Here is a 25857-nt window from a genome sequence, read left to right on the forward strand (position 1 = left end):
AAATAGAGCACTGTGATTGGGTAAAACAAAAAACAGCGCACCAGAGCGCGCTGCACATCTAACTCACTCAATGGCATGATTAACCCTGCATTGCGGGCCTTTGTTTGACAATGTCAAACCAGCGGTCAATGTTGGGGGTCTTTTCGCTGGGGTCAAACTCTTGAGTACGCATGGCAAATTCAACTAAAACAATGGCGCTGATGTCGGCAATGGTAAACTCGTCACCAATCACATAATGATGTTCGGCGAGTTGAGCATCGAGCTTGGGCCAAAATTGTTCTAAACGCAACTTGGCTTCTTCTCCCCACTCTGGCAAACAGTTTTCTCGATCAGAGAAGGTCGCCGTGAGATGGCGAAACGCTTGGAAAGCCATGGTGATACCTTCAAGTTCAAGCAAGCGTTGCCACATTTCAACTTTCGCTTTTTGATAAGCCGTGCGGCCAAACAAGTCCGTTTGCCCCGCTAACTCAGCAAAATACCGACAAATGGCGGTGCTTTCACACAGGCTATCGCCATTGTAAAGCTCCAGCGTTGGGATCTTGGCGTTCAAACTTTTTGCTTTGAATTCTGAGGTTAAATTCTCCCCGGCTCGGGCGTCGACATGAATGCGTTCAATATCGAAGGTTTCACCTAGCTCTGCGAGAAAGAGATTCACTCGTCGGCAACTTGGCGTTGCTGAGTTTTCATATAATTTCATCCTGACTCCTTTCACTTTCAGGGCTATTTTGCATTTGCACACTCCAATCAAAAGTTACCACAAAAGGGCAAAAATAACTGTTTTTCACTGAAAAATGAGCGCTGAATCTGCATTTTTTAGATTAAAAATCACCAACTTGATTGCACTCCTCGCAACGACTGTGTTTAATACTCTCTATCGAGTCACAAAACAAAGGGCACTATGGCCACCATTAAAGACGTCGCGAAAGAAGCCGGAGTTTCTATCGCCACCGTTTCCCGCGTTATCAATCACTCGCCAAAAGCCAGTGAAGCGTCGATTAATGCTGTTACCTTGGCAATGAAAAAGCTCGGTTATCGACCCAATGCCGCGGCTAAAGCGTTGGTGAGCCAAAGCAGTAATACGGTGGGCGTATTGGTCGGTGATGTCTCAGACCCCTTTTTTGGCACCTTAGTCAAAGCCGTGGATAACGTTGCCCACCAGCACGGCAAACACATCTTAGTCGGCAATGGCTATCACGATGCCGAGATGGAAAAACGTTCGATAGAACTGCTGATCAGCAACCGCTGTGATGCCTTGATTATCCACTCAAAAGCGTTAAGTGATCAACAGCTTATCGCCTATGCCAACGAAGTCAAAGGCATGGTACTCATCAATCGCCACATCGATGAGATCGCCAAGCGCTGCATCTCACTCGACAACCACCGCGGCGCGTATTTAGCCACTGAGTTTTTAATTCGCCACGGCCACACTCATATCGGTTACCTTAGCTCTAGCCATGGTATTGAAGATTGTCAGGCGCGCTTACAAGGCTATCAACAAGCGCTTAAGGATCACCAGCTCGAATTTCACGCCAGTTACGTCGAATCTAGCGAGCCCAATAGCGATGGTGGCGAGCAAGCCATGACCAATTTATTGGCCAAAGCTCTGCCGATCAGTGCCATTGTTGCCTACAACGATCATATGGCGGCGGGCGCATTATCGGTATTAGATGAAAATGCCATTGCCGTGCCAGAGAAAATGTCCATTGTCGGTTTTGACGATGGCTTGATTGCTCGCTATGTCAAACCCCGTCTGACAACCATTCGCTACCCGATTGAGTTGATGGCCACCAAAGCGACCGAATTGGCGCTGTGCCACAGTGACCCAGGCAGCCGCGCTCAAACCTTAACTTTCCAACCGACCGTGGTAAAAAGAGACTCCGTCAGTCGCCGTGCTTAATCGCCATCCTGGTGTTGTTAACGCGGCTTCAAACCCACAATAGTCTTATACCGAGTCTGCTCTTTTCTTCACTTATCATCGTTCAGATAAAAAAACAGAGCCTAGCTCAGCTCTGTTTTGATACCAATCTGATTTGTTAGATTGGCAGGATATCAACACCTGCGGTTATAGCTTTTCAAAATGCAGTAACAACGCGCTTTCTGGGTCCAACAAAGGCGTGGCCAGCCCCACTTCAGCCAGCCATTCACCGCTGAGCACCAGCGGATTGTTCAGCCATGGCGGCTGCTGATTGACGATGGCCTCGAGGTTGTCTGGTGCGTCTAATACCTTGACTAGATATTGCCCATCCGCAGCAAGGCCCGGCACGCGAAGACGACCCGATAAAGCAAAAGTTGGCATCTCTAACTGCGCAAGGACCATCAAGGCTTGGCTTTGGTCTTGCTCGCACACCATGTAGGCGGTTTGCGCCTTATCATCGTCGACGTTTAAGCGATAAAAATCACCACTGTGCAACAGCGAACGCCACTGTTTGTGCATGGCAATGTAATGGCGATACTGCGCTAAGCTGTCTTCATCAACGTCATTGGGGTCGAGCTCTAATCCCATATGACCAAACAAAGCCGTCAAAGCCCGAAACGACAAACTGTGCCTGCGCCTTGTGGTGTGGCTGTGATCGGCACCGATGTGACAACCCATGACTTCGAGTGGGAAAAAGTAACTCATGCTGCGCTGTATCGTTTGCCTTTCTAGCGCGTCGTTGTTGTCCGACAACCAAAAGCGATGGCTGCGTGTCAAAATGCCATAGTCCATGCGCCCGCCGCCCGAGGCGCAAGACTCGATATCCACATGGGGGAATTGCTGGCTGAGTTTGTCCATTAGTTGATATAATGCCAGTACTTGCTTTTGCGCTGCCGCTCTGCCTAAATGCCCAGGCTGAACCACTTCGCGATTCATGTCCCATTTGATGTAATCGATCTCGTATTGCGACAAAAAATGCGCCAAACGTTGATACAGATAATCAATCACCCCGGGGTTGACTAAATTCAAGGTGTATTGATGGCGACCGGTTGGGGCCTGATAACCTGGTACCTCCAATAACCAATCTGGATGCTGGCGATAGAGCTGTGAATCTTTATTGATCATTTCAGGTTCAAACCAAAGACCAAATTCCATGCCCTGCTCGTGAACGTGATCAATCACCGGTTTGAGCCCTTGCGGGTATTTTTCCTGGTCGACATACCAATCCCCTAGCGATGAAGTATCGTCGTTGCGACCTAAGAACCAACCGTCGTCAATGATAAATCGCTCGACACCAATACTGGCCGCTTTACTGGCCATCGATTTGATATAGTCCGGTTGATGGTCAAAGTAGATACCTTCCCAGGTATTGAGGTGAATGGGTCTTGGTTTCTCCAGCCGAGGGGTCAGGATGTCACGTCTAACGTGGCGGTGAAACTGCTGACTCATGGTATTAAGACCTGCGGATGAGTAACTGACGTATAACTTGGGTGTAGTTAAGGTTTGTTGATGCAACAGACTGATTTCACCAGCAAAGTACAAGGCTTCAGCTTGCAACAACCGTCGGCCGTCTGCTTTGACATCCACTCGCAACCTGTGATTGCCACTCCACGCCAAGTGCGCTCCCCAAACCTCACCGCGTTGTTCGTCAAAGCCTTGCTGGCCAACAATCAGGCCCGGAAAGTGCTCATGAGATGTGCGTCCACGGCGATTTTCTTGCTGATAGCCACCGGCGGGCAGCACCAGGCGCTTTGGCTGTAATTCTTTAACCCAACGACCGTGAAACGTCAGCAGTTCATCGGCGCGTTCAGGCAAAGACAGCGTGGTGGCCAAACGATTCACCCAGTATGGCGTTTCACTCAAGTTGGTCAAACGTTGCTGAATAATCAGGACATCGTCTTGCCCTAAGGTCAAGGATAAACTCAGCAACAATTGGGCCTGCTCGTCAACACTGTCAATTTGCAAGTGATGGTCTGTCTCGCTCACCTGGCTGACTTGAAAGACCGGTGCCCAGTCTTGGCCCTCTCGGTGCCCTTCAAGCCCGGGGCTGCCAAAATGACCGCGGCCTAAATCTGGGCTAAAAGTCACCGGCACATCCGAATCTAAACGGCCATAAGGGATCCCTCTGGCTAATGCCTTAAACGCACTGTCGGTCGCTATGGCGCATTGGCCATCAAAGGTGGTGATTTTTTTGCCGTAATGCAGCACTTCCACCACTTCACTGACGGAGAGGATCAGTTGTGACTGTTGACCGGTCAGCGAATACAGCTTGGGTTTCATACTTTTTCTCCTTGTGGGCGCAGCGTCAATTGATAGCGATAATGAGATTGTGTCAACAGGTATTCACTGTGTACACTCGGCGTCCAAGAATCGTCGCCGCCGACGCCCATATGGCAGTGATCGATACTGACAAGCGGTTCGCCGGCGACCAATTCGTTGGTGTGTTTCGCGCGGGCTAGGCTTTGGTGATCATAGCGACTGACACTAAAATGGAAATTGCCATACAGAGTGACAGTGTCCAAATTGAGCCAGCGGGTATCGCAGCGCAAGCCATTTTCGGTGGGGAAAATATAAGGCGTGTGCAATTGGTCAAGCTCAAGTTGATAACAACCGAGTAACGCCGCCTGCTTGCGATCGGGGTAATTTTCAAATGGCCCGCGTCCATACCAGGTCACCGGCTGGCGCTGTGGCAGCGTAAAGCACAGCCCCACTCTTGGCAACGGCGGCAGTGGAGCCAAACGTTCGACATTGACTTCAAGCTGTAATGCACCACCAGTGCCAAAGCGATATTGCCACTCGGTCGCCAAGACCGCTTTCCCTTTCGCCAAATGATGATAACGAGCGCAGAGCACGACACTGTCTTGTACCTCGCTTACGGTTAGCCCTTGAGGTTGCACTTCGAGGGCATCCAGGCCAGCGCTTTGCCACCGGGCGAGATAACTGTTTGGGTCGACGAGATCCGCTTCACTGGTACCAATATCATTGTCTAAGGGCGCGCGAAAAAAGTTATCTTTTAACGCACTGCCAAGGATCGTATTTTGGCCCTGCTGCCAATTGAGCAAATACCCGCTGCGGCGATCAAATTGCCAGCGGTGCGATTCACAAGCGATCTCTATCACCTCGTCCTGGCGAACCAGCGCCACCTTGGCGAGCTCAATACCCTGATCCATCTCGGCAAGGGCTTCGGTGATCACGTGTTGAAATTGCGCCACCTTGTGTCCGGCTAAACACCAAGCTTGTGGCTCTTGATAGGCCAAACTGACCGTTAACAGCGTTTCTTTGTTCGTGTGCTCAGCCTGATGCGCCAACCAGTCTTGCAATGACTCTAATTCGACCGATAGGGTGTGCTGTGCCTGAATCTCAACGTCTTGTTGCCCGCAAAGCAGCGTGGTTTCACCCTGAGTCAGTTGCCACTGCAAGGTCAAAGCTTCGCTGCAAAATAGATGCTCGCTTTCAATGTTGAGGGTCGCTTGCGATAAGGTAAAGCGATAATACTGCTGGGCGTATTTTGCTTCATACAAGGTAGGATGCGGTGTGCGGTCGGGAAACATCAAACCATTGATGCAAAATTGACGATCATTGATCTCATCGCCAAAGTCGCCACCATAAGCCCAATATTGCTGGCCTTGTTCATCGACTTGAGTTAGCCCCTGATCGACCCAATCCCAGATAAAGCCACCTTGTAAGCGCGGATAATCGCGAAACGCTTGCCAATATTTTTCAAAGCTGCCCAAGCTATTGCCCATCGCATGTGCGTATTCACACAAAATCAGTGGCCGCGTTTCTCCCGGTAGCGACAGCCACTCTTTCAACGCGTACTTTGGCACGGACTCGTGCGGCTGATGCTGATTAACCCTCGCGTACATTGGGCAAATAATGTCTGTCGCGGCCGTATTGGCACCACCGCCTTCATACTGAATGGGCCGGGAGGGATCACGCTGTTTGGTCCATTGATACATCGCATGGTGATTACTGCCAATCCCCGATTCATTGCCCAATGACCAAATAATGATTGATGGATGGTTTTTATCGCGCTCAACCATCGACATCATGCGCTGCATGTACGCAAAATTCCACATTGGATCATCGGATAACCGGCACATCGGGAACTGACCGTGAGTTTCGATATTGGCTTCGTCCACCAAATACAAACCGTATTCATCACACAACTGATACCACAAAGGGTGATTGGGATAATGCGCCGTTCTGACCGCGTTAAAATTGTTTTGCTTAATCAGCTCGATGTCGCGACGCATACTCGCCTCATCAATCGCATGGCCGTGGTTCGGATCGTGTTCATGGCGGTTGACGCCTCGGATCATCAAGGCTTGCCCATTGAGTTTAAGCACTCCGTCATCGATTTCGACACACCGAAAACCCACCGAGTACGCTTCGCAATCCACCAAGATTTGCTGCTCATCGTACAAAGACAACACGCAGCGATACAAATAAGGGGATTCAGCGCTCCACTTATGTGGGTTATCTATCGTCACGCGGTGATCAATCCTATCTCGCCATGCGCCTTTTTCGTCAACCGCAACTTGCCCACTGCATTGTGTCGTTTCACCCTGCATTTTCACCGGTTGGCCTTGGCGATCAAACAGGGCGACGGACAGTGAATGAGACGTGGTATCACAGGTTAAGCGCGTGCTGATATTCAAGGTGCCATCGCGATAACACGCATCTAAACTCGGAGTAATAAAAACGTCTTCAATCGCCAATTGCGGCTTGCGATACAAATACACGTCGCGAAAGATACCGCTGAGCCACCACATGTCTTGGTCTTCAAGATAAGAGCCGTCTGACCAACGCATCACCATCACCGCCAGGGTATTGCGCCCCGCTTTAATCACACGTGAAACATCAAATTCCACCGGCAATCGGCTGTCTTGTGAGTAACCAATCCACTGGCCGTTGACCCAAACGTGACACGCGGAGTTCACCCCTTCAAACACCAAGCGCGTTTGTTTGTCGAGCAGGTTCTCCTCACAGTGAAAGTCAGTGCGATAGCAACCGGTGGGATTGTCTTTTGGCACTTGGGGCGGCGCATCGGCAAAGGGGTATTTCACATTGGTGTAAATGGGTTTGTCGTGACCTTGTAATTGCCAGTTACTCGGCACCGCAATCGATGACCATTGGCGGTCGGCAAAGTCGGGCTCAATAAAGGTTTCCGACACCGCTTCGACTTGATCAAACAGGGCAAAGCGCCAGTCGCCGTTTAAACACTGACGCTGTGCGTTCTGCCCTTTGAGCGCATCTTGTTGTGAGCAATAGGCATTCAGCGGCGAATGCGGACGTAACGTGTTGAGCTTAACAACCAATGGGTTTTGCCAGTCTTTGGCATTGAGAATATCTTGAAATGAACGCATGATTACCTCAGTTCGGCGACCGTTTAATGAACCGTCGCACTAGGTGAACAAATTTTAGACCGAAATGGCTAATGGATTTCGCAGATAATAGGCCCGCCAAGTCAGTCAACTTATTGGGCCGTTACACAGCGTATTACGCCATGGAAGGACGCGTGGGCTTTTGCTCATCGGGCTCAGTGGCTTGTTCTGACGCTTCGAATTGAGCCTGGTCAAACCCTTCGTGCAATCGATAAAAACGCTTATAGATAAAGCCGCTTAGCAACATCATGATCACAGGCAGACCAATCATCATTAGCTGTAATCCGGCAATGGTGTCATCGCTTTGGATTTGATTGGCTTGATAACCAATCAGCGTCAGACCAACACCGACAATAAAGCCACTCGCCGCCCCGGCAAATTTCACCAGCATGGTTTGCACAGAAAAGATCACGCTTTCACTGCGATGCCCGGTTTTGTATTCGCCGTAATCGACGACATCGGCCAGCATGACGGTTTGCAGCGCATTGGCAATACCAATACCCAGTTTAATGGCAGCACCCGATAGGCCAATTAACCATAAATTACCGGGATCAAACAGATTCATCGCAATTAAAAGCAAGCAAGACAACACCGGCAAGGCGCAGGCGGTTAACCACAACCATCGACGAGGTAACCAAGCCGCCAATTTGGGAAACAAGAAGACCCCCGCCACTTCAGCCGCGCCGGCCACCAACATGTAAACGGGGAATAATGACTCGTCACCCAAAGCGTAGGTGAAGTAATAAATCGCAAAGCCGCTCACCAGCATATTGGCAATTTGAAACGATAAAATAGTGGCGATGAGGGTTTTTAATTGATCGTTGCCACGGATAATAGCGAGCACGTCTGAAACACTGAATTTTTTCTGCTCATGATCAACGGTTGCGACCACTTTTTCTTTTACATGACTCACGGTGATAAAGGCGCTGATGACAAACAGCACTGCGATTAACATGGCCAAGTTAATAAAACCCTGGCCTTGCTCGCCATCGCCGAGTACGCCGACAATATACAAGCCGTAGCTGCCAATCACAAACCATGCCACGCTCGCAAACAAACGCGGCCATACAACGAGTTTTTCTCTTTCTTTTCTTTGGTCGGAAATCGCTGGGATCATTGACCAATAAGGAATGTCCATAATGGTGTAGGTCAACCCCCACAGCACATAAACCACCGCAGCGTAAACATACAAAGCCACGCCTTCAAATAAATGGGTGCTAAATAGCGCGATCAACACCACGGCATTGATCAAGGTACCGATCACAATCCAAGGTCTGAATTTGCCAAAACGCGAACGCGTATTATCTACCACCATTCCCATCATCGGGTCGGTAATCGCATCGATAATTCGCGCGGCCAAAAAAATGGTGCCGACGTAAGCTGCAGAGAGACCGGCCACATCGGTAAAATAAAACATCAAAAAGATATAAATCGGGGCACAAGCAAAGTCTTTGCCGAGCGCACCTAAGCCATAGGACAGTTTGGTTTTTAACGTTATTGCGGTAGGATTCATAAAAATGCCTTCGTTCTTTATTGTTATTTCGCCGCAAGAATACCAAGATGGTGGCGAGATTCTGTGATCAGACATGCCTTTGTGTAAACGTTTCCACTCCGATGTTAATAAATGTTAAACTTGTCACATTATGTGAAAAAAGCCCCTGAGATTAGGGGCAAAACCAAAGGACAACATGAACAAAGGGGGGATTAAAAAGAAAAGTGGTAGCCAATCCACTGTTGGTAGACCTGGCCGGGGTAAAGCAGTGGCTCGGGCTGGTGCCAGGGCGACTGGCACCACTGCGGATTATTGGGCGCATTTGGCAGCAACTGTGGCTCTATCGCCACGCCGTGATAATCCTGATAAGTGCGCTGATGTCGAGCCGGTTGGCCAGATAGCCAATTGCCGGTGTAGATTTGCATCGCTGGCTGACTGGTGGTGAGCGTTAACACCACTTTTTTATCGCGTGATGCCAAAGTGGCACAAAGCGGCAAAGGCTGCCCATCCTCGGCGCGGCGAATCACACTGTGATCGTAGCCTTTTGTCCCTTGCTGCTGAGGATCAAGTAACAAACTGTCCGCTAAATACCTCGGCGTATGAAGCTCAAACGCCGTCCCAGCCACCGGCTTTGGTCGCGGTTCGGGAATGCCATGTTCATCCACCGCGAAAAAGTAATCGGCGTTCACCGATAACCACTGCTCTGCCCCACTGTGCTGCGAGCCTTCGCCATTGAGATTAAAATAGGCGTGATTGGTGAGACTGACTGGACATGGTTTTGTCGTTTGAGCCTGATAGTGGACCATGAGTTGATCGTTATCGTTGAGCACGTACTCAAGGTGCACCGTCAGTTGACCAGGAAAGCCCTGATCGCCATCGGCAGAGTGCAAGGCAAAACGGACAGAATTGCTGCTTTTGCCAACAATATCCCAACGGCGGCGATCAAAGCCTTGTGCCCCGCCGTGCAAACAATGGGTTTGATGGTTGGTCGACAGACTCACTTCAGCGCCATCCTGATCGCGATAGCGTCCATGGGCAATCCGATTGGCATAACGTCCAATGGTACTGCCCATATAACAACTTTGACGCTCAAAATCGCTGAGATTATCCACGCCAAGCAAGACTTCTCGAGGCTCATCGTCGCTCACCGGTAAGACACAGCTTAGCCAGGTTGCGCCAAGATCCATCAGTTGTACTCGCATACCACGTCGATTGCTCAAAGTGACTATCGTTATATCACTTCCCTCAACATCAAACATAAATTAAGCCTTAACCTTTTTCGCGCTCTCCATTGCCGCTATTTCTCCTGCGCCAGCACTGGCTTGACAGACATAAATACTGGCTTCAAGACCACTTACTGTAGGGTATTGCTGCTCGACGGCGACGGTCGCGGGCTCAATCAAATCAGCGGGTAATAAAGCCACCACACAACCGCCAAACCCGCCGCCGGTCATACGCACACCACCTCGTTCGCCAATCACTTGATCTAGGATGTCAACCAGAGCATCAATCTCGGCAACCGTGATTTCAAAATCATCGCGCATTGACTGATGGGAGGCTTTCATTAAGGCACTGATCTGCGCAATATCGTTGTCTTTAAACGCTTGTGACGCGGCCAATGTACGTTCATTTTCACTGATCACATGGTGAGCGCGCTTGGCCACGACCGGCTCTAAGGCCGTCTTTTTCTGCAAAAACTCACTCAAGCTGATATCCCGTAATGCCGGAATGCCTAGCGCTCGCGCCGCCTCCTCACACTGCTGTCGACGGGTGTTGTATTCACTTTCAACTAGGCCGCGTTGCTTGTTAGAGTTAATGATCATGACCTGCAGCGACTCGGGAATGGAGACCGGTTGCAGCGCCAATGAGCGACAGTCGATCAACATGGCTTGCTGGTCTTGGCCCTGTGCCGAAATCAGTTGATCCATAATGCCGCAGTTACAACCCACAAAGTCGTTTTCAGCTTGTTGGCCGATCTGCGCGATGGCGGTCTGGGTCAGAGGCAAGGAGCACATCAATGTAAACCCTTGAGCAATCGCAACTTCAAGTGCCGCCGAAGAGCTTAACCCCGCTCCTTGAGGGACATTACCACTGACGGCAATATTGGCACCCGTCAGCGCGTGTCCCTTTTGTTGCAGCACATAAATCACGCCGCGAATGTAGTTTGCCCACAATTTATCAGGGTGAGATGCGATCGGCTGCGCAAGGTTAAACTGGTCGGTTTGCTGTTGATAATCAAGCGCCACCACGGCCACTTGGCTATCTTCACGTGGTGAGATCGCCACCACCGTTTGGTAATTAATCGCACAAGGCAAAACAAAACCATCGTTGTAATCGGTGTGCTCACCAATTAAATTAACGCGGCCTGGCGCTTGTACCAGGTGCTTAGGCGCTTGGCCAAAATGCTGTTCAAAAACCTGTTTTACATCATTGCTTAATGCATTCATTGTTCATTATCCTACGTGATCATTAGATGGTTACCGCCACTGGCAGGCGATAACCTCATCAAGCTTGCTTATAGTGTCTATCGCTGACTTGTCGCAAACGCTCGGCGGCTTGTTCGGGGGTTAAATCGCGCTGTGTTTCGGCCAGCATTTCATAGCCCACCATGAATTTTCGCACCGTAGCACTGCGCAGTAGCGGTGGATAAAACAAGGCGTGTAACTGCCAATGCGCAATGCTCTCTCCGGTTTGGAAAAATGGCGCATAGTGCCATCCCATCGAATAGGGAAACGGACATTCAAACAAGTTGTCGTAACGGGTGGTCAGCGCTTTGATCGCCACCGCAAGGTCACTTTTTTGAGCCTCAGTCAATTGCGACATTCTTTGAACTGAAAACTTAGGCAGTAACAGGGTTTCAAACGGCCATGCCGCCCAATAAGGCACCACCGCCAACCAATGCTCAGTCTCGACCACCGTTCGACTGCCATCTTGGCTCTCTGATTCGGCGTAATCGAGCAATAAATTACTGCCATATTGCTGAAAATATTGGGCTAAATAATGGTTCTTTCTTTCGATTTCATTGGGTAAAAAACTGTTGGCCCAAATTTGCCCGTGCGGATGAGGTTGAGAGCACCCCATTGCCTCACCTTTGTTTTCAAACGCTTGTACCCACAGGTATTCTTTACCAAGCGCTTCAATTTGTTCATTCCAGGTATCAATCACAGCGCCGATTTGCCCGAGTGACAGCTCAGGTAAGGTTTTGCTGTGATCGGGTGAAAAACAAATCACTCGGCTCAGTCCAGTCACCGCTTGGGTTTTAAACAATGGATGTGAGCAAGCGGGCGCTTTAGGTGAATCGGGCTTGAGCGCAGCAAAATCATTTTCAAAGACAAACGTGCCTTGGTAATCTGGATTGACATCACCTGACACCCGCTGATTAGTTGGGCACAAAAAGCATTGCGCATCATACGTTTGTTGCGGTGGTATGGACGGTTTTTCATCTTGACCGCTCCACGGGCGCTTGGCGCGATGAGGTGAGACCAATACCCACTGACCCGTCAATGGGTTATAACGACGGTGTGGGTGTTCGCTGGGATCAAATTCTATACGACTCATAAATGTTCACTTAGTTTGGCAAAATGGATCAGGTCTTCGCTGACTGCTTTTCTCTTTTGATTTAAGTCTAACAATCACTTAACCCTATTTGCTGTGATCAAACACGCAACAATGTAAACGTTTACACAGAGAGGTAAAAATAATGCGAAGCCAACTGATCATGTGCCAGCTGAATCCAACTGAAAGGATAAACGAAAAGAAAAACCGCGCTGACAACAAAAGGTAGGTCGATAGAGCATAGGCCATTATCGCGCTTTTACAGCCGACGAAGATAACTCTTGATTGGGTGAAACAAAAAAGAAAAGTAAAAATAAGAGTTTGATTTTTAGATCAATAAAATACACTGATCACATATCGGATTGAATAAGAGAAAGAATAAAATGGAGGCGCGTCCCGGAGTCGAACCGAGGTCCACGGATTTGCAATCCGCTGCATAGCCACTCTGCCAACACGCCAAAGGGATTTGAAAGTTAGACTTTCGATAGATAAGATGGTGCCCCGGGCCGGACTTGAACCGGCACAGCGCGAACGCCGAGGGATTTTAAATCCCTTGTGTCTACCAATTCCACCACCAGGGCACGCTAAATTGCGATGGAGACACCACCTGTTCCGCTTGGCGATTGCCTTGGGAACGAGGTGTACTTTACTCGATTGAAAATTTTCGTCAACAACTAAATGTAACTTTTTGAACTGCATGATTAAAAAACAGGCTCTAACGTTCATTTTTAAAGCTAAACCTGCATTTCCTAGAGAAAAATCACCAGATTATGATCAAAAAGTTATCTTACTTAACGCCCGCGTCACTGGCTCACTAAGCTCGGAGACCGAACTAACTCCATTGTGCGATCAGTTGTTTGAGTTGGTCAAAAGAGTAAGGTTTATTAAGTATACCATTCATCCCCGATGCCAAGCAGCGCTCACTTTCTTCAACCGTAGCACAAGCGGTTAGAGCAATAATGGGGACAGTAACACCTTGTTCACGCATGAGACGGGTTGCTTCAAACCCGTCCATCTCTGGCATACGGCAGTCCATCAAAATAAGATCGTACTGATGCTCTTCAATCGCTTGTAGTGCTTGACGACCATTTTCACAAATCTCTGGAATTATATGCAGTTTAGCCAGAAACTCTTTGACTAAGATTTGGTTTAATACCGCATCGTCGACCACCAATACCTTAATCGGTTCAAAATGGCTAGCCGCCTCACCACTCTCAGATGTCTGAGGCTCTTTCATCGACATTTGACCTTGCGCCACGTTCAATTGCACAAAGAATGTTGAGCCATGGCCAAGTTGACTTTGACAACGAACACTGCCTTGCATCAAAGTGGCTAAGTTTTGGCAAATGGCCAAACCAAGTCCCGAGCCTTCATGTGAGCGGCGACTGGTGCGATCGACTTGAACAAAGGGGTCAAATAAATTGGTTTGATCTGACTCTGAGATACCAATGCCAGTATCGCTCACTTCTAGGGTTAACAGCCCATTCTGCCAGTAGGCACAAAGTTTGATCACGCCTTGGGTGGTGAATTTAAACGCATTGCCGATCAAGTTGACTAAGATTTGTTTAATTCTTTCGATATCACCGATTAACACCGGAGGGATATCAGATTGCTCTATTTTAAATGCCACACCAGTTTCAAGGGATTTTGCGGCAAAAATACCAGAAATAGCATCGATTAATTGCTGCCAATAAAATACATTGCGGTTTATTTCTAACATCCCCGCACTCATCTTACTAAAATCCAGCAAATCATTAATGATAACCCGCAACAACTCTCCCCCTTGCACCAAGTGACCAAGAAATTGCTGTTGATGGCGATCAAGCCGAGTATCTCTAAGCAACTCAACGGCACCGAGTACGCCATTTAACGGGGTTCGCAGCTCATGATTAATCATGGCAACAAACTCTTTAGTCGACTTTTCCGACTCCTCTGCTCGCTGTCTTAACTTGGTTTCTTCCTGCCATGTTAGGTTCTGCTTTAAGGCGACTTTGAGCAGTTCACTGACTAGTGTTAATTTCGTGGTGATCGCCTCATCTTGCACATCTTGCTGTTCAACGTAAAACACCCAATGCGCGGCTTGTTGCCCATGAATTTCTACGGGAAGGTATAAATATTGATCTGACCACTCCAACCGTTCCCCATTACGATTAACTTGTAAATCTAACGAGGCATGACCAAATTGATGGGTCTTCAGATCAATAAATTGGTGTTGATGAAGAATTAAAAAGGCATCTTTAACTAAGGGCGTCTCTTTGAGCCGCGTAATAAAATGCGTAAGAAGCGCATCATTTAAGCGCTGTGACAAGAAGGACTGGCCAAAATCAATTAAGATTTTATCAATCGCTTCTTCAAACGCCATTTGTCGCATCTGTGCGGCTGAGCGATGCTCTAAATGACGCATCGCCAGCGTCAGCTGTTGATTGAGATCGTACAACTCTAAACTTTTACACTCTAACAGCTTTTCAGCCTGCTCTCTGGCCAACTGCTCTCTGTGTAGCTTTCTCTTCAATAGCGCAATGTCATCCATTGAGTGGCATCCTAATTAACGTAAAGCGAACATTTTGTCCTGTCTCATCAATCGGGTGCTTTTCTACCGAGAGACGTTCGCCAAAGTGATTCGCACACCCTTTGACCAGCCCCAAACACACATCGGCCATACAACGTGCACTGTAGTAATCAAACACCAGCTCACTTTCTTGCTCACTGATAAACGAAAAAGAAGGTGGCTTGGCATCGACATAGAGTTTTTTTACCTCGACATGAATATAGTCTTCGACATGACGAATGAATTCAAATGTGGTTTGACACTCTTTGATGTTGGCACCTTCTGGAATCGTATTGTAGAGGCTAATAAACACCGTTTCGCCAAACACCTGTTGTAATTGAGCAACATCAACACCTGTGTGTTTACTCAAAGACACAATCAGCTTAACCAGCTCCTTGTGATCGTATGAACCCACTGTCGTATAGACGCCATCCGAACCCACTTCTTGCAAAACCGTTTCCACGGCTAACAAACCAAACTTGTCTTCGACTAACTCAAGAAATTCACGAAAGATGATGCCTTTCATGCTCACTCCTCATCAGGTTATATACCTTAAAGATAGCTCAAGCCTGCAATCCCTGACGCCAATCTCTCTAAAGTCAGCAATACAATCACTGTTTTTTTGAATAGCTTCACATCTCAGCATAGCCGCCCCGTTAACCTTCGGAGACACGATGCCAATCACGCTGATTAACAGCACTGACAATTGCGTTGGTATTTATCCATTTTTCCGATGCCAGGGTTAAACGTATTCGTAGGATCGAGTTGGTGGTAAAAGGTTTGCAAGCTATTTTCCGCTTCGTAGAGGTGCCCAACATTATGCTCAGCGGGGTATTTCGCGCCACGATCATTTAAATGCGCTAACATTTTCTTTTTCATCGCTTTCGTATCGGTGCCTTTTTTAAAGATATAGTCTTGATGGAAGACGTAACAAAAAAAATGACCGTAGTACAAAGACGCAACGAGGTTTTCTTTCACCTCTTGGGGTAAGGTTTCGACCCAGTCGTCATCGTTTCGTCTCAGGGCAATGTCTAAGGCAACAATATCTTCAACCTCGTTATGGTGGATGGTTTCATAACGAATCGCAGCCCCCGCGGCGGCAAAGCGGTGTAAGTAGGCTTTTTTGCTTTCTTCCTTATCGCATTCAAAATAATCGCAACCAGGGTTTTGCTGCCAATGTTGTTGCAAATACGTGCGCGCTTCCTCAATACCTTCATCGCTCATCTTTAAGATCAGGTGATGTTCGTACCGGTCTCGAAAATCTAGCATGCGTGCGGGTAAATGCTGTGGAAAACACTGGCTAAGGTAGTACAGGCACTTGTCTGGTATCTGTTTGGGCAACCATGAGAGACGATCCAAGGCAGATTCCAGTTTGGCTTTAAGTGCAAACAGTGTAGGCAATCGCTCAGTACCAAGCTTGTCGATCGACAAAAAAGTATCTTTGCCGTACTTTTCTGCCAGATTAAAAATGTCGCGATGTAAATACTCCCCCATCTCTGGCAAGTGTTTAAACGTGGTTAATACCTCTTTTCTCAGTTGTGTTAACGCCTTGGGATCTTGGCAACCGAGGTAGAAGACCTGTTCTTTTTGAGCGATCGGATACGTATCGACACGCACAGCAAACACGCCCAACTTACCGGCACAGCCACTCGCTTCAAACAAGCGGCGTTCATCGGCATTAAAACGCGATGGCACGTCACTGCTCACATCGCGGACACGCTGCTGGTATTCACGATCAGAAGCCATCCCTTGGTCATGCAAAATGCCTTGTGATGGCAAATCTCCCTCTTGTACTTTAGTTAATATCGTCTCTGGCGAGTCGCCAAGCCCTTCAATACCCAGGTGATTCACTAAATGCAGTTGGCCGTGTTCATCAACTTGCGCAAACAAAGCCAGTTCGGTATAGGCCGGGCCGCGTTTGACTAAGGCCCCTCCTGAATTATTGGCAATACCGCCAACCACGGTCGCCCCCAAAGTCGAGGAACCGATCACCGAATGCGGGGCACGGCCAATCGCCTTAAGCGTTTTTTCTAAGTTGTGAAGGGTCGCTCCCGGTAAACAAATCGCTTGCTTACCGCCATCAATCAAGTGGATTTGCGGCATTTTCATCACGTTGATGATCACCACCTCGCGGTCATAATCATTGCCACTTGGCGCCGAACCTTCCGTTAAGCCGGTTTTTGCTGCCTGCATGATGATGATGCAGTTGGCGTTAACACAGGCTTGGATCACCTGCCATTGCTGCCATATCGTGGTTGGAAAAACCACCGCCAATGCCGCCCCCTGACCAGAGCGAAAACCGCGGCGATAATACTGCGTCGGCTGCTCACCATTGAGCACATTGTTGCTGCCGACGATGGCTTCAAATTGGTTGATCAATTGTTGTATGTCCATGGCTCCCTCCACTTTGCGTTATTTCATCATCTTACTCACGGTTTAGATGAGAAAAAGCGATAAAACGCAGAGTTATGGACATCAAGCTTGATCGAGATAGCACAATATAAAAAAAGCCCGCTCAACCAAGTTAAGCGGGCTTTATCGTGGGTTTAATACGATAGGTTATTCTGGCTTTTTGCTTAGCAACGCAGGGTTTCTAATCCACAAAATCAACGTCGCACTGCACGCAAGAATGATCACGGTGGCCGGTAAGCCGCCGAGATTCGACAGCTGTTTAACCCCATCAATGCCGACGGTACTGACCATCACCCAAGCGACAAAACCAATCAAAACGCCCCAGAGCAATTTAATCGGCAGCGACGCTTTTTCATCAGCATCGGCATTAAAGTCTTTGGTACACAGATCGCCAATGGCATCCGTACTTGAGTCTGCCGCGGTGACATAAGAAATAAACGCGACCAAGACTAAGAAGAAAGAGGTGATTGCGCTCAGTGGCAATTGATCCATGATGTAATACAGTAACTGCTCTACGCCTTGTTCATTCAAGACCTTGTACAGTTCGCCGCTCGATTCCGTATCGAGATAAACCGCAATACCCGAGAAGACCGAGACCCACAATAAAATGAAGCTGCTTGGGTAAATGACGCTAACTTGAATAAATTCTTTCACGGTATACCCTCGGGCAATTTTACCCAGGAACATCGCCGTAATCGGTGCCCAAGCAAACCAAACCGCCCAATAAAAGACACTCCACCATTGTGGCCATGGGTCTGCCGCCGCTTGACCAGTAAAGAGACTCAAACGAAAGAAGTTATCGAGATAAGCGCCAAAGCCTTCAACACCAATGGCGAGCATGAACACGGTTGGCCCTGTGATCAGCACAAAAACAAACAGCGCGATCAGCATCCAAAAGTTGATTTTTGACAGCTTCGCAATCCCTTTGGACAAACCACTGCAGGCGGAAAATAAAAAGGTTGCCACAATCGCTACAATCACAATGCCCAAGGTAACAGGCGTTCTATCGACATCGAGGTAGTTGTTCACGCCACCTATCAATGTCAGCGCACCGGTCCCCAACGACGACGCCATGCCCACTACTAACGAATACAGAGCGAGCGCATCGACAATACTGGCAACCGTATTGTTCATGTAACGACCAAACACCGGCTTTAGCATACTCGAGATCGAAAACGGTAGCTTGAGATTGTGAAAGGCCAAAGCAAAAATCAAGGCCGGAACACAATAGATGGCATAAGGCGTTGGCCCCCAGTGTAAAAACATCGCCGAGAAAGCAAATAATTTTGCGTTGGCACTGCCAGGCTCAATACCAAAGCTTTGCGGTGGCGCATGTAAGTGGTAAATCGGCTCTGCCGTAGTCCAAAACAGTACCCCGACCGCCAGTGTGGTACAAAGCACAATCATAAACCAGCGCGGCTTAGAAATTTTAGGCTGTGCTCCTTCTCCACCAATACGCACTTGGCTTAGCTTGGAAAAGTAAGTAATGATCACCAAAGCCAACAAATAGAAACTGCCAAAGCTGAACAACCATGAGAAATGGGTCAACACACTGGTGTTCAGAGCGCCGGTATAATCAGTAAACGCTTCTAGGTCGACCAAGCTGAAAATCACAGCGGCGACCAAAATACTAAAGGTTGGCAAAAATACCAGTGGCCTAATTGTTTTTAATTGATTTAACATGTGTTTTTCCTATTATCACTACATGTACTGACGCAAGATAGCGTTGTCGAATTGCTTCTCAAACACCACTTGCCCATCACAAGTTGCTTTCCATTGCACCTTGACGTAAAAATACGTTTCATCACAGGTCATGGTGTAAACGCCATCAAGACCCGTTCGCCAACCCTCTCTTCCCATATCAACAGACAAAGCCAGCTGGTTCTTAGCGCTCAACGGATTGTCTGGATGAATAGAAAGGGTTTGATTGACCTTAAAATCGACCTCAGTGTCGGCAGAGTTAAAGTACCAACAGCCAAAATCATCCTTGGTTTCTAAATGGGTCATACCGGTTTTATAATCGCGATGCACGACTCGTTGGCAATCGCCCTGTCTGCGCTGTTCGCCATTGGCCAGCAGCGGTTTAGCGTAAGCCGGCACAAGCTCGCTCTCTTGCGGCGTTGGGTTCGTCGGTACAATCAACTGGCACGCTTGCGGGAACACAGTAAGACGGGTGGACTCGGCACTTGGCCAAACCAGCGGCCAATAGGCGGTTGAAATCGCAGTGCGCAGTTTATGGCCTTTGGGAATCACATACGCCATATGATAAAGATCGACATCGATGTCGTACTCCTGACCAACGTCCAACAACTCGGGTTTTTCATGACTGTTGCGATGGGACAAATTCAGCACACCATGGGTGACTCGCGTGACCTCACCTGTGGGATGAACATCCGAAATACGCACACAAATCTGGCCGTTTTCTCGGTCGCTGGCTAAGCGAAGTTTGGCTTGAATTTGTCCCGCGATATTGAGGTCTTGAGTCAAGGTTTCGCTGTCAAACACCAAGGAGCCCGCATCATCAATACGCTGGTCAACAGGGTGTTCCATGTCCATCCGGATACCAGCACACAATCGCCCGCCATCAAGGCCAACGGTATGGGGGGATTGAATGGTGAGCGGCTCAGAGTCGGCAGGAGAAGATGCTAAGCCACGCTGATTGAAATAGAAAATCTCTTCGACAGTATTAGAAGATGGCCAACACGGCTCACTCACCCATCGTCCAGGACGAAACTCATAGTCCCCTTGAGGTTTAACACTGTCTTGCAGGTAGTAATGCAATTGTGGCTCTTGATCGATGCCATTGTCGATGTCTTTTAACCACTTATCCCACCAACGAACCGACTCTTTAACAAAGTCCATTTGCGGGTTGGGGTACGCAATATTGGGGTATTTGTGTGCCCACGGACCAATCAAGCCTTTTTTTGGACCTGATAAATTGGATAACAAGGAAAAAACCGTGTTGCGATAGGTATCAGCCCAGCCGCCAATGGTGTACACCGGGATTTGGATTTGACTAAAGTCTTCACACACCGAGCCGTGCTGCCAGTACTCACTGCGCGTTTGTTCAGAGAGCCAAGTATCGCTCAAGTTAGGCATAGTCTCTAAGCGAGACAACCAAGTTTGCTGCCAATCTTCACCGACAAATTTCGGGTCGGGACAACGGGCTTGAGCATAAGCCCAGAAAAAGGCGGCCCAGTCCATATTATCGTTGAGCATACAGCCGCCGAGATAGTGAATATCATCGCGGTATCGATCATCGGTCGAACAAATGGTAATGATGGCTTTAAGCGACGGCGGGTTTAACGCGGCGATTTGCAAGGAGTTAAAACCGCCCCACGAAATCCCCATCATACCCACGTTGCCATTACACCACGGCTGTTTGGCTAAGTACTCAATCACTTCACAGCCGTCTTTGAGCTCTTGCGGCGAATACTCATCATCAAAGAAACCCTCAGATTCCCCCGTCCCGCGCAAATCCACTCGAATACACGCGTAACCTTGTTCGGCGGTCTCGACCATGGTGATTTCGTCGCGAATCACGGTGCCATCGCTTTTTCGATAGGGTAAGAACTCCAAAATCGCCGGCACAGGTTTGCTCTGTGCATCACTAGGGAGCCAAGCGCGATACGCTAATCGAGTACCGTCTTCTAGGGTAATCCAATCGTGCTGGATCTCTTTGATTGTCGCCATACAAAACCTTTCGACTTCAAAATAAATTTCTTCCATCATAAGGCTATTGTATTGCGAGTAAATTGATATTTAGTTAATATGGTATGAACTAAAAGTTTACACCTATGGCTGCCCATGTCCTTTAATCGACAAAAAATCCCCCCGCTTTCTTGTTTGGTCATGTTCGAGTCTGCTGCTCGGCTTGGAAGTATAACCCAAGCTTCAAAGGAGCTTTTTGTCTCACCAACCGCCGTCAGTAAGCAATTAAAAAACTTAGAAACCTCACTCAATATGACCTTGTTACACCGCTCTAAACAAGGGGTTGAACTCAGTGTCGATGGCAAGCGCTATTATAAAAAAGTGGTTGAAGCTCTAACGATTTTAGCCAGTGAATGTGAACCCGATCTTGGGCACAGTAATAAAAATGAACTCGACTTAGAAGTTGGGCTGTGTTTTTTGCACTTTTGGTTACTGCCAAGGCTCGACGACTTTCGCAAAGCCCACCCCGATATTCAGTTAAACCTCAGCGTTAATAATGACTATAATGTCGGCATGGATGACAGCCAATACGACATTGCTTTTTATTACTCGCAAGTTGATGGCAGTAACAAACATAACTATTTAGTGTTCCACGAGAGAATGCAACTGGTATGCAGCCCGGCGTTTCTAGAGCAACAAGGGGGAAAAATTGACCTGCAACAGGTGTTTGATTTGCCCTTGATCATGCTCAAAAATGAGCGGCCGAATTGGGAGGGTTGGCAGTCTTGGAGCAAACAACTCAATCTCGATTATCACAAACCCAGGCAGGTGTTAAAGGTTAACGACCAGGTGGCAGTGATCCAAGCAGCGCTCAATAACGCCGGTTTAGCCCTGGCTTGGGATTGGCAAATTCGCGATCATATTCAACAAGGCCAGCTCATTTGCGTATCTCAAACGATTGAATTCCCTAATAAAGCTTATTTCCTTACCATTGCCCCGCACTGCCATACGCCAAGTGCAAAGCAATTTATCAACTGGGTACTGGCACAAGAGCAAAGCGAATACCCTGGCGCCATGTTTCCACAGCAGTAAAAAGCAATATGGGTCAGCGCTAAATCACAAGAGGTGACATGATCACCTCTTTTTCTGTGTGCTGCGCTCAGGCTTTGGTGACTGAAGTCATCATAGCCAAGGCTATCGATACTCAGCCTCTTCTGGCTGGCTTTGGTTTTGGCTCAGATTCAAGTTCTGACTGAGATCCAAGTTTACAGGAGAAGCACCCTCGCCCTGAGAATAGTACCCCGCTCGCTTAAGTTGACGCTCGGCAATGGTCTGAGAGGCATTGAGCGCTTCTTCAACGGAAAGCTCGCCAGACAAAGCTTGCGCCACTTTTTGTGAGGTGTAACCGGCAATAGACACGAACTCCGGGATCGACGCGAACTGGATCCCTTGATACGGCGATGGCGGCAAGGTATTGTTTTTCGGATCCGCTGAATTGAGCGCTTTGAGTTCTTCGCTGGCAAACTCACCGGTTGCCGCTAAAAACGCTTCATTTTGGTAAGTCGATTGACGAGTCCCAGTCGGTACTTTCCCCCAGCCCTGTTTTTGCGCCACCAACTCTATGTATTGTTTTGAGGTGGCCCAATTAATGAAGGTTTGCGCTGCGTCAGCCTGTTGTGAGCCACTGGGGATCGCCAATGCCCAAGCCCACAGCCAATTGGCCCCTTTTGTGGTAGCTTGATAAGGCGTTTGCGCAAAGCCCCATTGGTCCGCGTACTGACTTTTTTGACTGTCTAATAAAAAGGAGCCCGCAACGGAAGCATCCACCCACATGGCGCAATGCCCATCACGAGACATAGAGAGGATCTCATTAAAGCTGTTTTTTTGCGGTTGCGGTGGCCCAAATTGGGTGAGTAAATCGACGTAAAAACGCACCGCTTGCTGCCACACTTGGCCATTGATTTGCGGTTGCCATTGGTTGTTAAACCACTGACCGCCGAAACTGTTGACTAAGGTAGTCACCAGCGCCATGTTATCGCCCCAGCCGGCCTTGCCGCGTAAACAAATCCCGTATTGCTGCTGCTCTGGCTTGTGGAGTTGACTGGCATATTGTTGAATTTGCTGCCAGGTTGGTCGCTGTTTTAAGCTGATCCCGGCTTGCTCAAACAGATCTTTGCGATACATTAGTGTCGAGCTTTCGCCGTAAAACGGGGCCGCGTAGAGCGTCGATTGATACGACAAACCCTCGCGCACTTTAGGCAACAAATCGTCCACTTGATACTGTGCATCGGGTTTTAAAGCGGTTAACCAACCACGCTCTGCCCAAATTGGCGTTTCATACATGCCCAGTGTAATGACATCGTAATTCGCCCCTTGAGACGCAATGTCAGCAATGACGCGCATGCGCAAACTGCCTTCATTAAACGTATGCCAATTTAATTGAATATCCGGGTATTGCTTTTCAAACGCCTCTCCAAGAGACTGCATGGCGATCATATGGCCATTGTTGACGGTCGCAATGTTAAGCTCAACCGCAGACAGGCTATGCGCGGTGAAAAGAGCGGGACAAAATAAGGCCAAGGCCAGGCGGTTCAAGCGTTGCATGGGTAACAGCATGGGAAAACTCCAAGAAAATTCTCCTTCTTAAATAACACAAGTAATCAATACAATTAAATGCGTCAATTCACATATTGTATAATTTGTTCGTGTCGATGGCCGTGTTATGCGATATTTTTCTCAATAAGTTCCAAATCACTCGCTTGCAGGTAGAAAGATGTCGCCCACAACAGTTGCTAAACCCTCATCCCGATTTTCTATGAACTTGTCATCCAAAATGACATTGAGTTTCGTCTTCATTGGCCTATTATTTGTTGCGGTCGCTTGGCAAAACTACCAAAATACCCAACAGGTGAGCAATGGATTGTCTGTGATCAATGACCAATCTTCTCCTGTGGTCCGAACCGCCTCCGAGCTCGACGCCTTAGTGGCCAATATTGAACCGGTTATTCTCAACCTCACACACACCTCACAAGCCTCGATGTTTGAGCAACAACACCAGTCGCTGCAAGACAATAAAAGCAACATCAAGGACAAACTCACTCAGCTCAAATCGATTCCACTTTCTGGTTCGTTAAAAACCACCGTGGATAACGCACTGCGAGACCTGAATGAAGAAGTGGAAAAAATCAATGCCATTACGCAAACAGTGAGCCAACTTCAACAGAGTAAACTGGAGCTCGACCGTCAATCTTTAGCACTTAACCGCCACTTAAATCAATTACAGCAAGACCTAGAACCTCTGCTGCAAAACACCTTATTGATACTGGAAAACGACGCAGTCATTTCGGTGGTCAACGAGATTAATGCATCCATGAACAACGGCTTACTGATCATTGAGCGCATCATTGCCGTCCAATCTCAATCACAACTGGCCGAGCTACAAAACCAATTCGTACAATGGCAAAACAGCCACTCCAACTTATTGCCGACCTTAATTTTTGCCTCTCAACAAGCCGAATATCAATTATTCGTCAAAGACTTTTCACATTTGACATTAGAGTTACTCAATGCCGTCGAAGGGGAAGATGGTTTGTTGGCGTCACAAGAACAGCGTTTAGGCATACTCTCTCAGCAGGCGAGTGAAATAAAAGTCCTTAAGCAAGAGCTCGACAGCACATCGGCACTCACCAATGCGCTACTCGGTAATGCCTTTACCATCAATCAACAGCTTTCGCAGTCCATCGATCATCGAGTAGAACAGCAAAATCGCACGTCCTTATTAATCGGGTTAACCTTAATTGCCGCGATTGTCATCATTTCATTGTGGCTGTCGCGTCTCATCAAGCAAGCGACTCGCGGGTTCACTCATGAGTTCGAAGCGCTGTCTGAGGGTCAGTTAAAAGAATTGGCGCTATCGGGTAAAAACGATGAGTTCGGTCGCCTTAATGATTTATTGGTCAATGTGATTGCGCACTTAAAAGAAACCGTGCTCGATATTCGTCACTCTTCAGACTCTGTCGAGCACTCCGTCAAGACGGTATCGAGCAGCGCGACACAAACGCGTCAAATTGTCGAGCAGCAAAAACACGAACTCGATTCCATTGCCGCCGCCCTAGTTGAAATGAACGCCACGGCTCAAGAAGTGGCTCAGCACACCGATAATACCCACTCTAAAGTTCTACAAGCCACTGAGCTCTCGAGAAATGGGCGTCAACAAGTCCAAGATAGCCGCCGCGGGGTCGATCAAATGGTCAGCCAAACTGCCAAGACGATTAGTGCGATCAACGATCTCAACCAAGGCGTGAGAAGTATCGAAGGGATCATCGATACCATTACGGCGATTGCTGAGCAAACCAACCTGCTGGCACTCAACGCCGCGATTGAAGCCGCTCGAGCGGGTGAATACGGGCGTGGCTTTGCGGTGGTCGCCGATGAAGTTCGCGAATTAGCCACTCGCACGCAAAAGTCGACGTTAGAAATTCAAGACAAGATTGCTGCGATGGTCAACGATGCCCAAACTGCGGTTTCCGTGATCAACCAAAGTGAAGAGATTGCCGCCAGCAGCTTAGAGCAAGCGCAAGTTGCCGATGCTACCATTTTGGAGTTTGAGCAGTTAATGAATGAAATTCAGGACTTGAGTCACTTGGTATCGACAGCCGCAGAACAACAAGCGGCAACGTTAAAAGAGCTGGATCAAAATATCAACCAAGTGGCGTTGTTGGCAGACAGTACCAACCAACAAGCGGAAAACACCGAAACAGAGGCCGGTAAACAAGTTGGCTTTGTGCAATCGCTCGAGAAAAGCTTAGCGCGATTTAAGGTTGTTCAATAACAAGTCAACTCACTCTCTCGCCCTACTAACTGTAGTAAAAACGCGCCAACCCCACTCACTGGGGTT

16 protein-coding genes and 2 tRNA genes are annotated in these 25857 nt (G+C 48.3%); 3 read left to right on the forward strand and 15 right to left on the reverse strand.

The genetic code is table 11. The features are described from left to right. Positions 1-79: 79 nt before the first annotated feature. Positions 80-697 (reverse strand): glutathione S-transferase family protein, encoded by a 618-nt coding sequence (locus AB0763_RS13525; protein ID WP_306099718.1) that lies wholly within the window; start codon positions 695-697, stop codon positions 80-82. A 201-nt stretch (positions 698-898) separates the two neighbouring features. Here AB0763_RS13525 and AB0763_RS13530 point away from each other — a divergent pair, with 201 nt between their 5' ends. Continuing rightward, positions 899-1897 (forward strand): substrate-binding domain-containing protein, encoded by a 999-nt coding sequence (locus AB0763_RS13530; RefSeq protein ID WP_306099719.1) that lies wholly within the window; start codon positions 899-901, stop codon positions 1895-1897. Positions 1898-2062: 165 nt separating this feature from the next. Here AB0763_RS13530 and AB0763_RS13535 read toward each other — a convergent pair whose 3' ends face one another. From AB0763_RS13535 to AB0763_RS13595, 13 genes are all read right to left on the reverse strand, one after another. Beyond that, positions 2063-4195 (reverse strand): alpha-galactosidase, encoded by a 2133-nt coding sequence (locus AB0763_RS13535; RefSeq protein ID WP_306099720.1) that lies wholly within the window; start codon positions 4193-4195, stop codon positions 2063-2065. After that, the gene (locus tag AB0763_RS13540) at positions 4192-7284 is read right to left on the reverse strand and encodes a beta-galactosidase (RefSeq protein ID WP_306099721.1); all 3093 of its coding nucleotides are present in this window, start codon (positions 7282-7284) and stop codon (positions 4192-4194) included. The genes AB0763_RS13535 and AB0763_RS13540 overlap by 4 nt, the downstream gene beginning before the upstream one ends. Positions 7285-7417: 133 nt before the next feature. Next, on the reverse strand, positions 7418-8815 hold the full coding sequence (melB, locus tag AB0763_RS13545; RefSeq protein WP_306099722.1) for a melibiose:sodium transporter MelB: 1398 nt from the start codon (positions 8813-8815) through the stop codon (positions 7418-7420). 191 nt (positions 8816-9006) lie between these two features. Beyond that, positions 9007-10053, reverse strand: coding sequence for a galactose-1-epimerase (locus tag AB0763_RS13550; protein ID WP_306099723.1), 1047 nt, complete (start codon positions 10051-10053; stop codon positions 9007-9009). A gap of 3 nt (positions 10054-10056) precedes the next feature. Beyond that, complete coding sequence (gene galK, locus AB0763_RS13555; protein ID WP_306099724.1) at positions 10057-11241, reverse strand: galactokinase; 1185 nt, start codon at positions 11239-11241, stop codon at positions 10057-10059. Positions 11242-11299: 58 nt separating this feature from the next. Next, positions 11300-12352, reverse strand: coding sequence for a UDP-glucose--hexose-1-phosphate uridylyltransferase (locus AB0763_RS13560; RefSeq protein ID WP_306099725.1), 1053 nt, complete (start codon positions 12350-12352; stop codon positions 11300-11302). A 381-nt stretch (positions 12353-12733) separates the two neighbouring features. Then, positions 12734-12807 (reverse strand) — tRNA-Cys (locus tag AB0763_RS13565). 36 nt (positions 12808-12843) lie between these two features. Then, positions 12844-12930 (reverse strand) — tRNA-Leu (locus tag AB0763_RS13570). A gap of 251 nt (positions 12931-13181) precedes the next feature. Continuing rightward, positions 13182-14879: a response regulator gene (locus AB0763_RS13575; protein ID WP_306099726.1), complete on the reverse strand. Its 1698-nt coding sequence runs from the start codon at positions 14877-14879 to the stop codon at positions 13182-13184. Then, positions 14872-15423, reverse strand: a complete 552-nt coding sequence (locus AB0763_RS13580; protein ID WP_306099727.1) for a heme NO-binding domain-containing protein — start codon at positions 15421-15423, stop codon at positions 14872-14874. The genes AB0763_RS13575 and AB0763_RS13580 overlap by 8 nt, the downstream gene beginning before the upstream one ends. Positions 15424-15587: 164 nt before the next feature. Further along, positions 15588-17291 (reverse strand): D-lactate dehydrogenase, encoded by a 1704-nt coding sequence (dld, locus tag AB0763_RS13585; RefSeq protein ID WP_306099728.1) that lies wholly within the window; start codon positions 17289-17291, stop codon positions 15588-15590. A 165-nt stretch (positions 17292-17456) separates the two neighbouring features. Beyond that, a complete protein-coding gene (locus AB0763_RS13590; protein WP_306099729.1) occupies positions 17457-18992 on the reverse strand; it encodes a BCCT family transporter in 1536 nt (511 codons plus the stop codon). A gap of 18 nt (positions 18993-19010) precedes the next feature. Beyond that, on the reverse strand, positions 19011-21002 hold the full coding sequence (locus AB0763_RS13595) for a CocE/NonD family hydrolase (protein WP_306099730.1): 1992 nt from the start codon (positions 21000-21002) through the stop codon (positions 19011-19013). 114 nt (positions 21003-21116) lie between these two features. On the opposite strand from AB0763_RS13595, the gene AB0763_RS13600 reads away from it, so the two are divergent. Then, positions 21117-22052, forward strand: coding sequence for a LysR substrate-binding domain-containing protein (locus tag AB0763_RS13600; protein ID WP_306099731.1), 936 nt, complete (start codon positions 21117-21119; stop codon positions 22050-22052). A gap of 102 nt (positions 22053-22154) precedes the next feature. On the opposite strand, the gene AB0763_RS13605 is transcribed toward AB0763_RS13600, so the two are convergent. Beyond that, on the reverse strand, positions 22155-23576 hold the full coding sequence (locus AB0763_RS13605; RefSeq protein ID WP_306099732.1) for a sugar ABC transporter substrate-binding protein: 1422 nt from the start codon (positions 23574-23576) through the stop codon (positions 22155-22157). A 157-nt stretch (positions 23577-23733) separates the two neighbouring features. Between AB0763_RS13605 and AB0763_RS13610 the strand changes: the two genes are divergently transcribed. Beyond that, entirely contained in the window at positions 23734-25791 is a 2058-nt protein-coding gene (locus AB0763_RS13610) for a methyl-accepting chemotaxis protein (protein WP_306099733.1), read from the forward strand. The last annotated feature ends 66 nt before the right edge of the window (positions 25792-25857 follow it).

It is taken from the genome of Vibrio sp. HB236076 (assembly GCF_040957575.1).
Classification (GTDB): domain Bacteria; phylum Pseudomonadota; class Gammaproteobacteria; order Enterobacterales; family Vibrionaceae; genus Vibrio.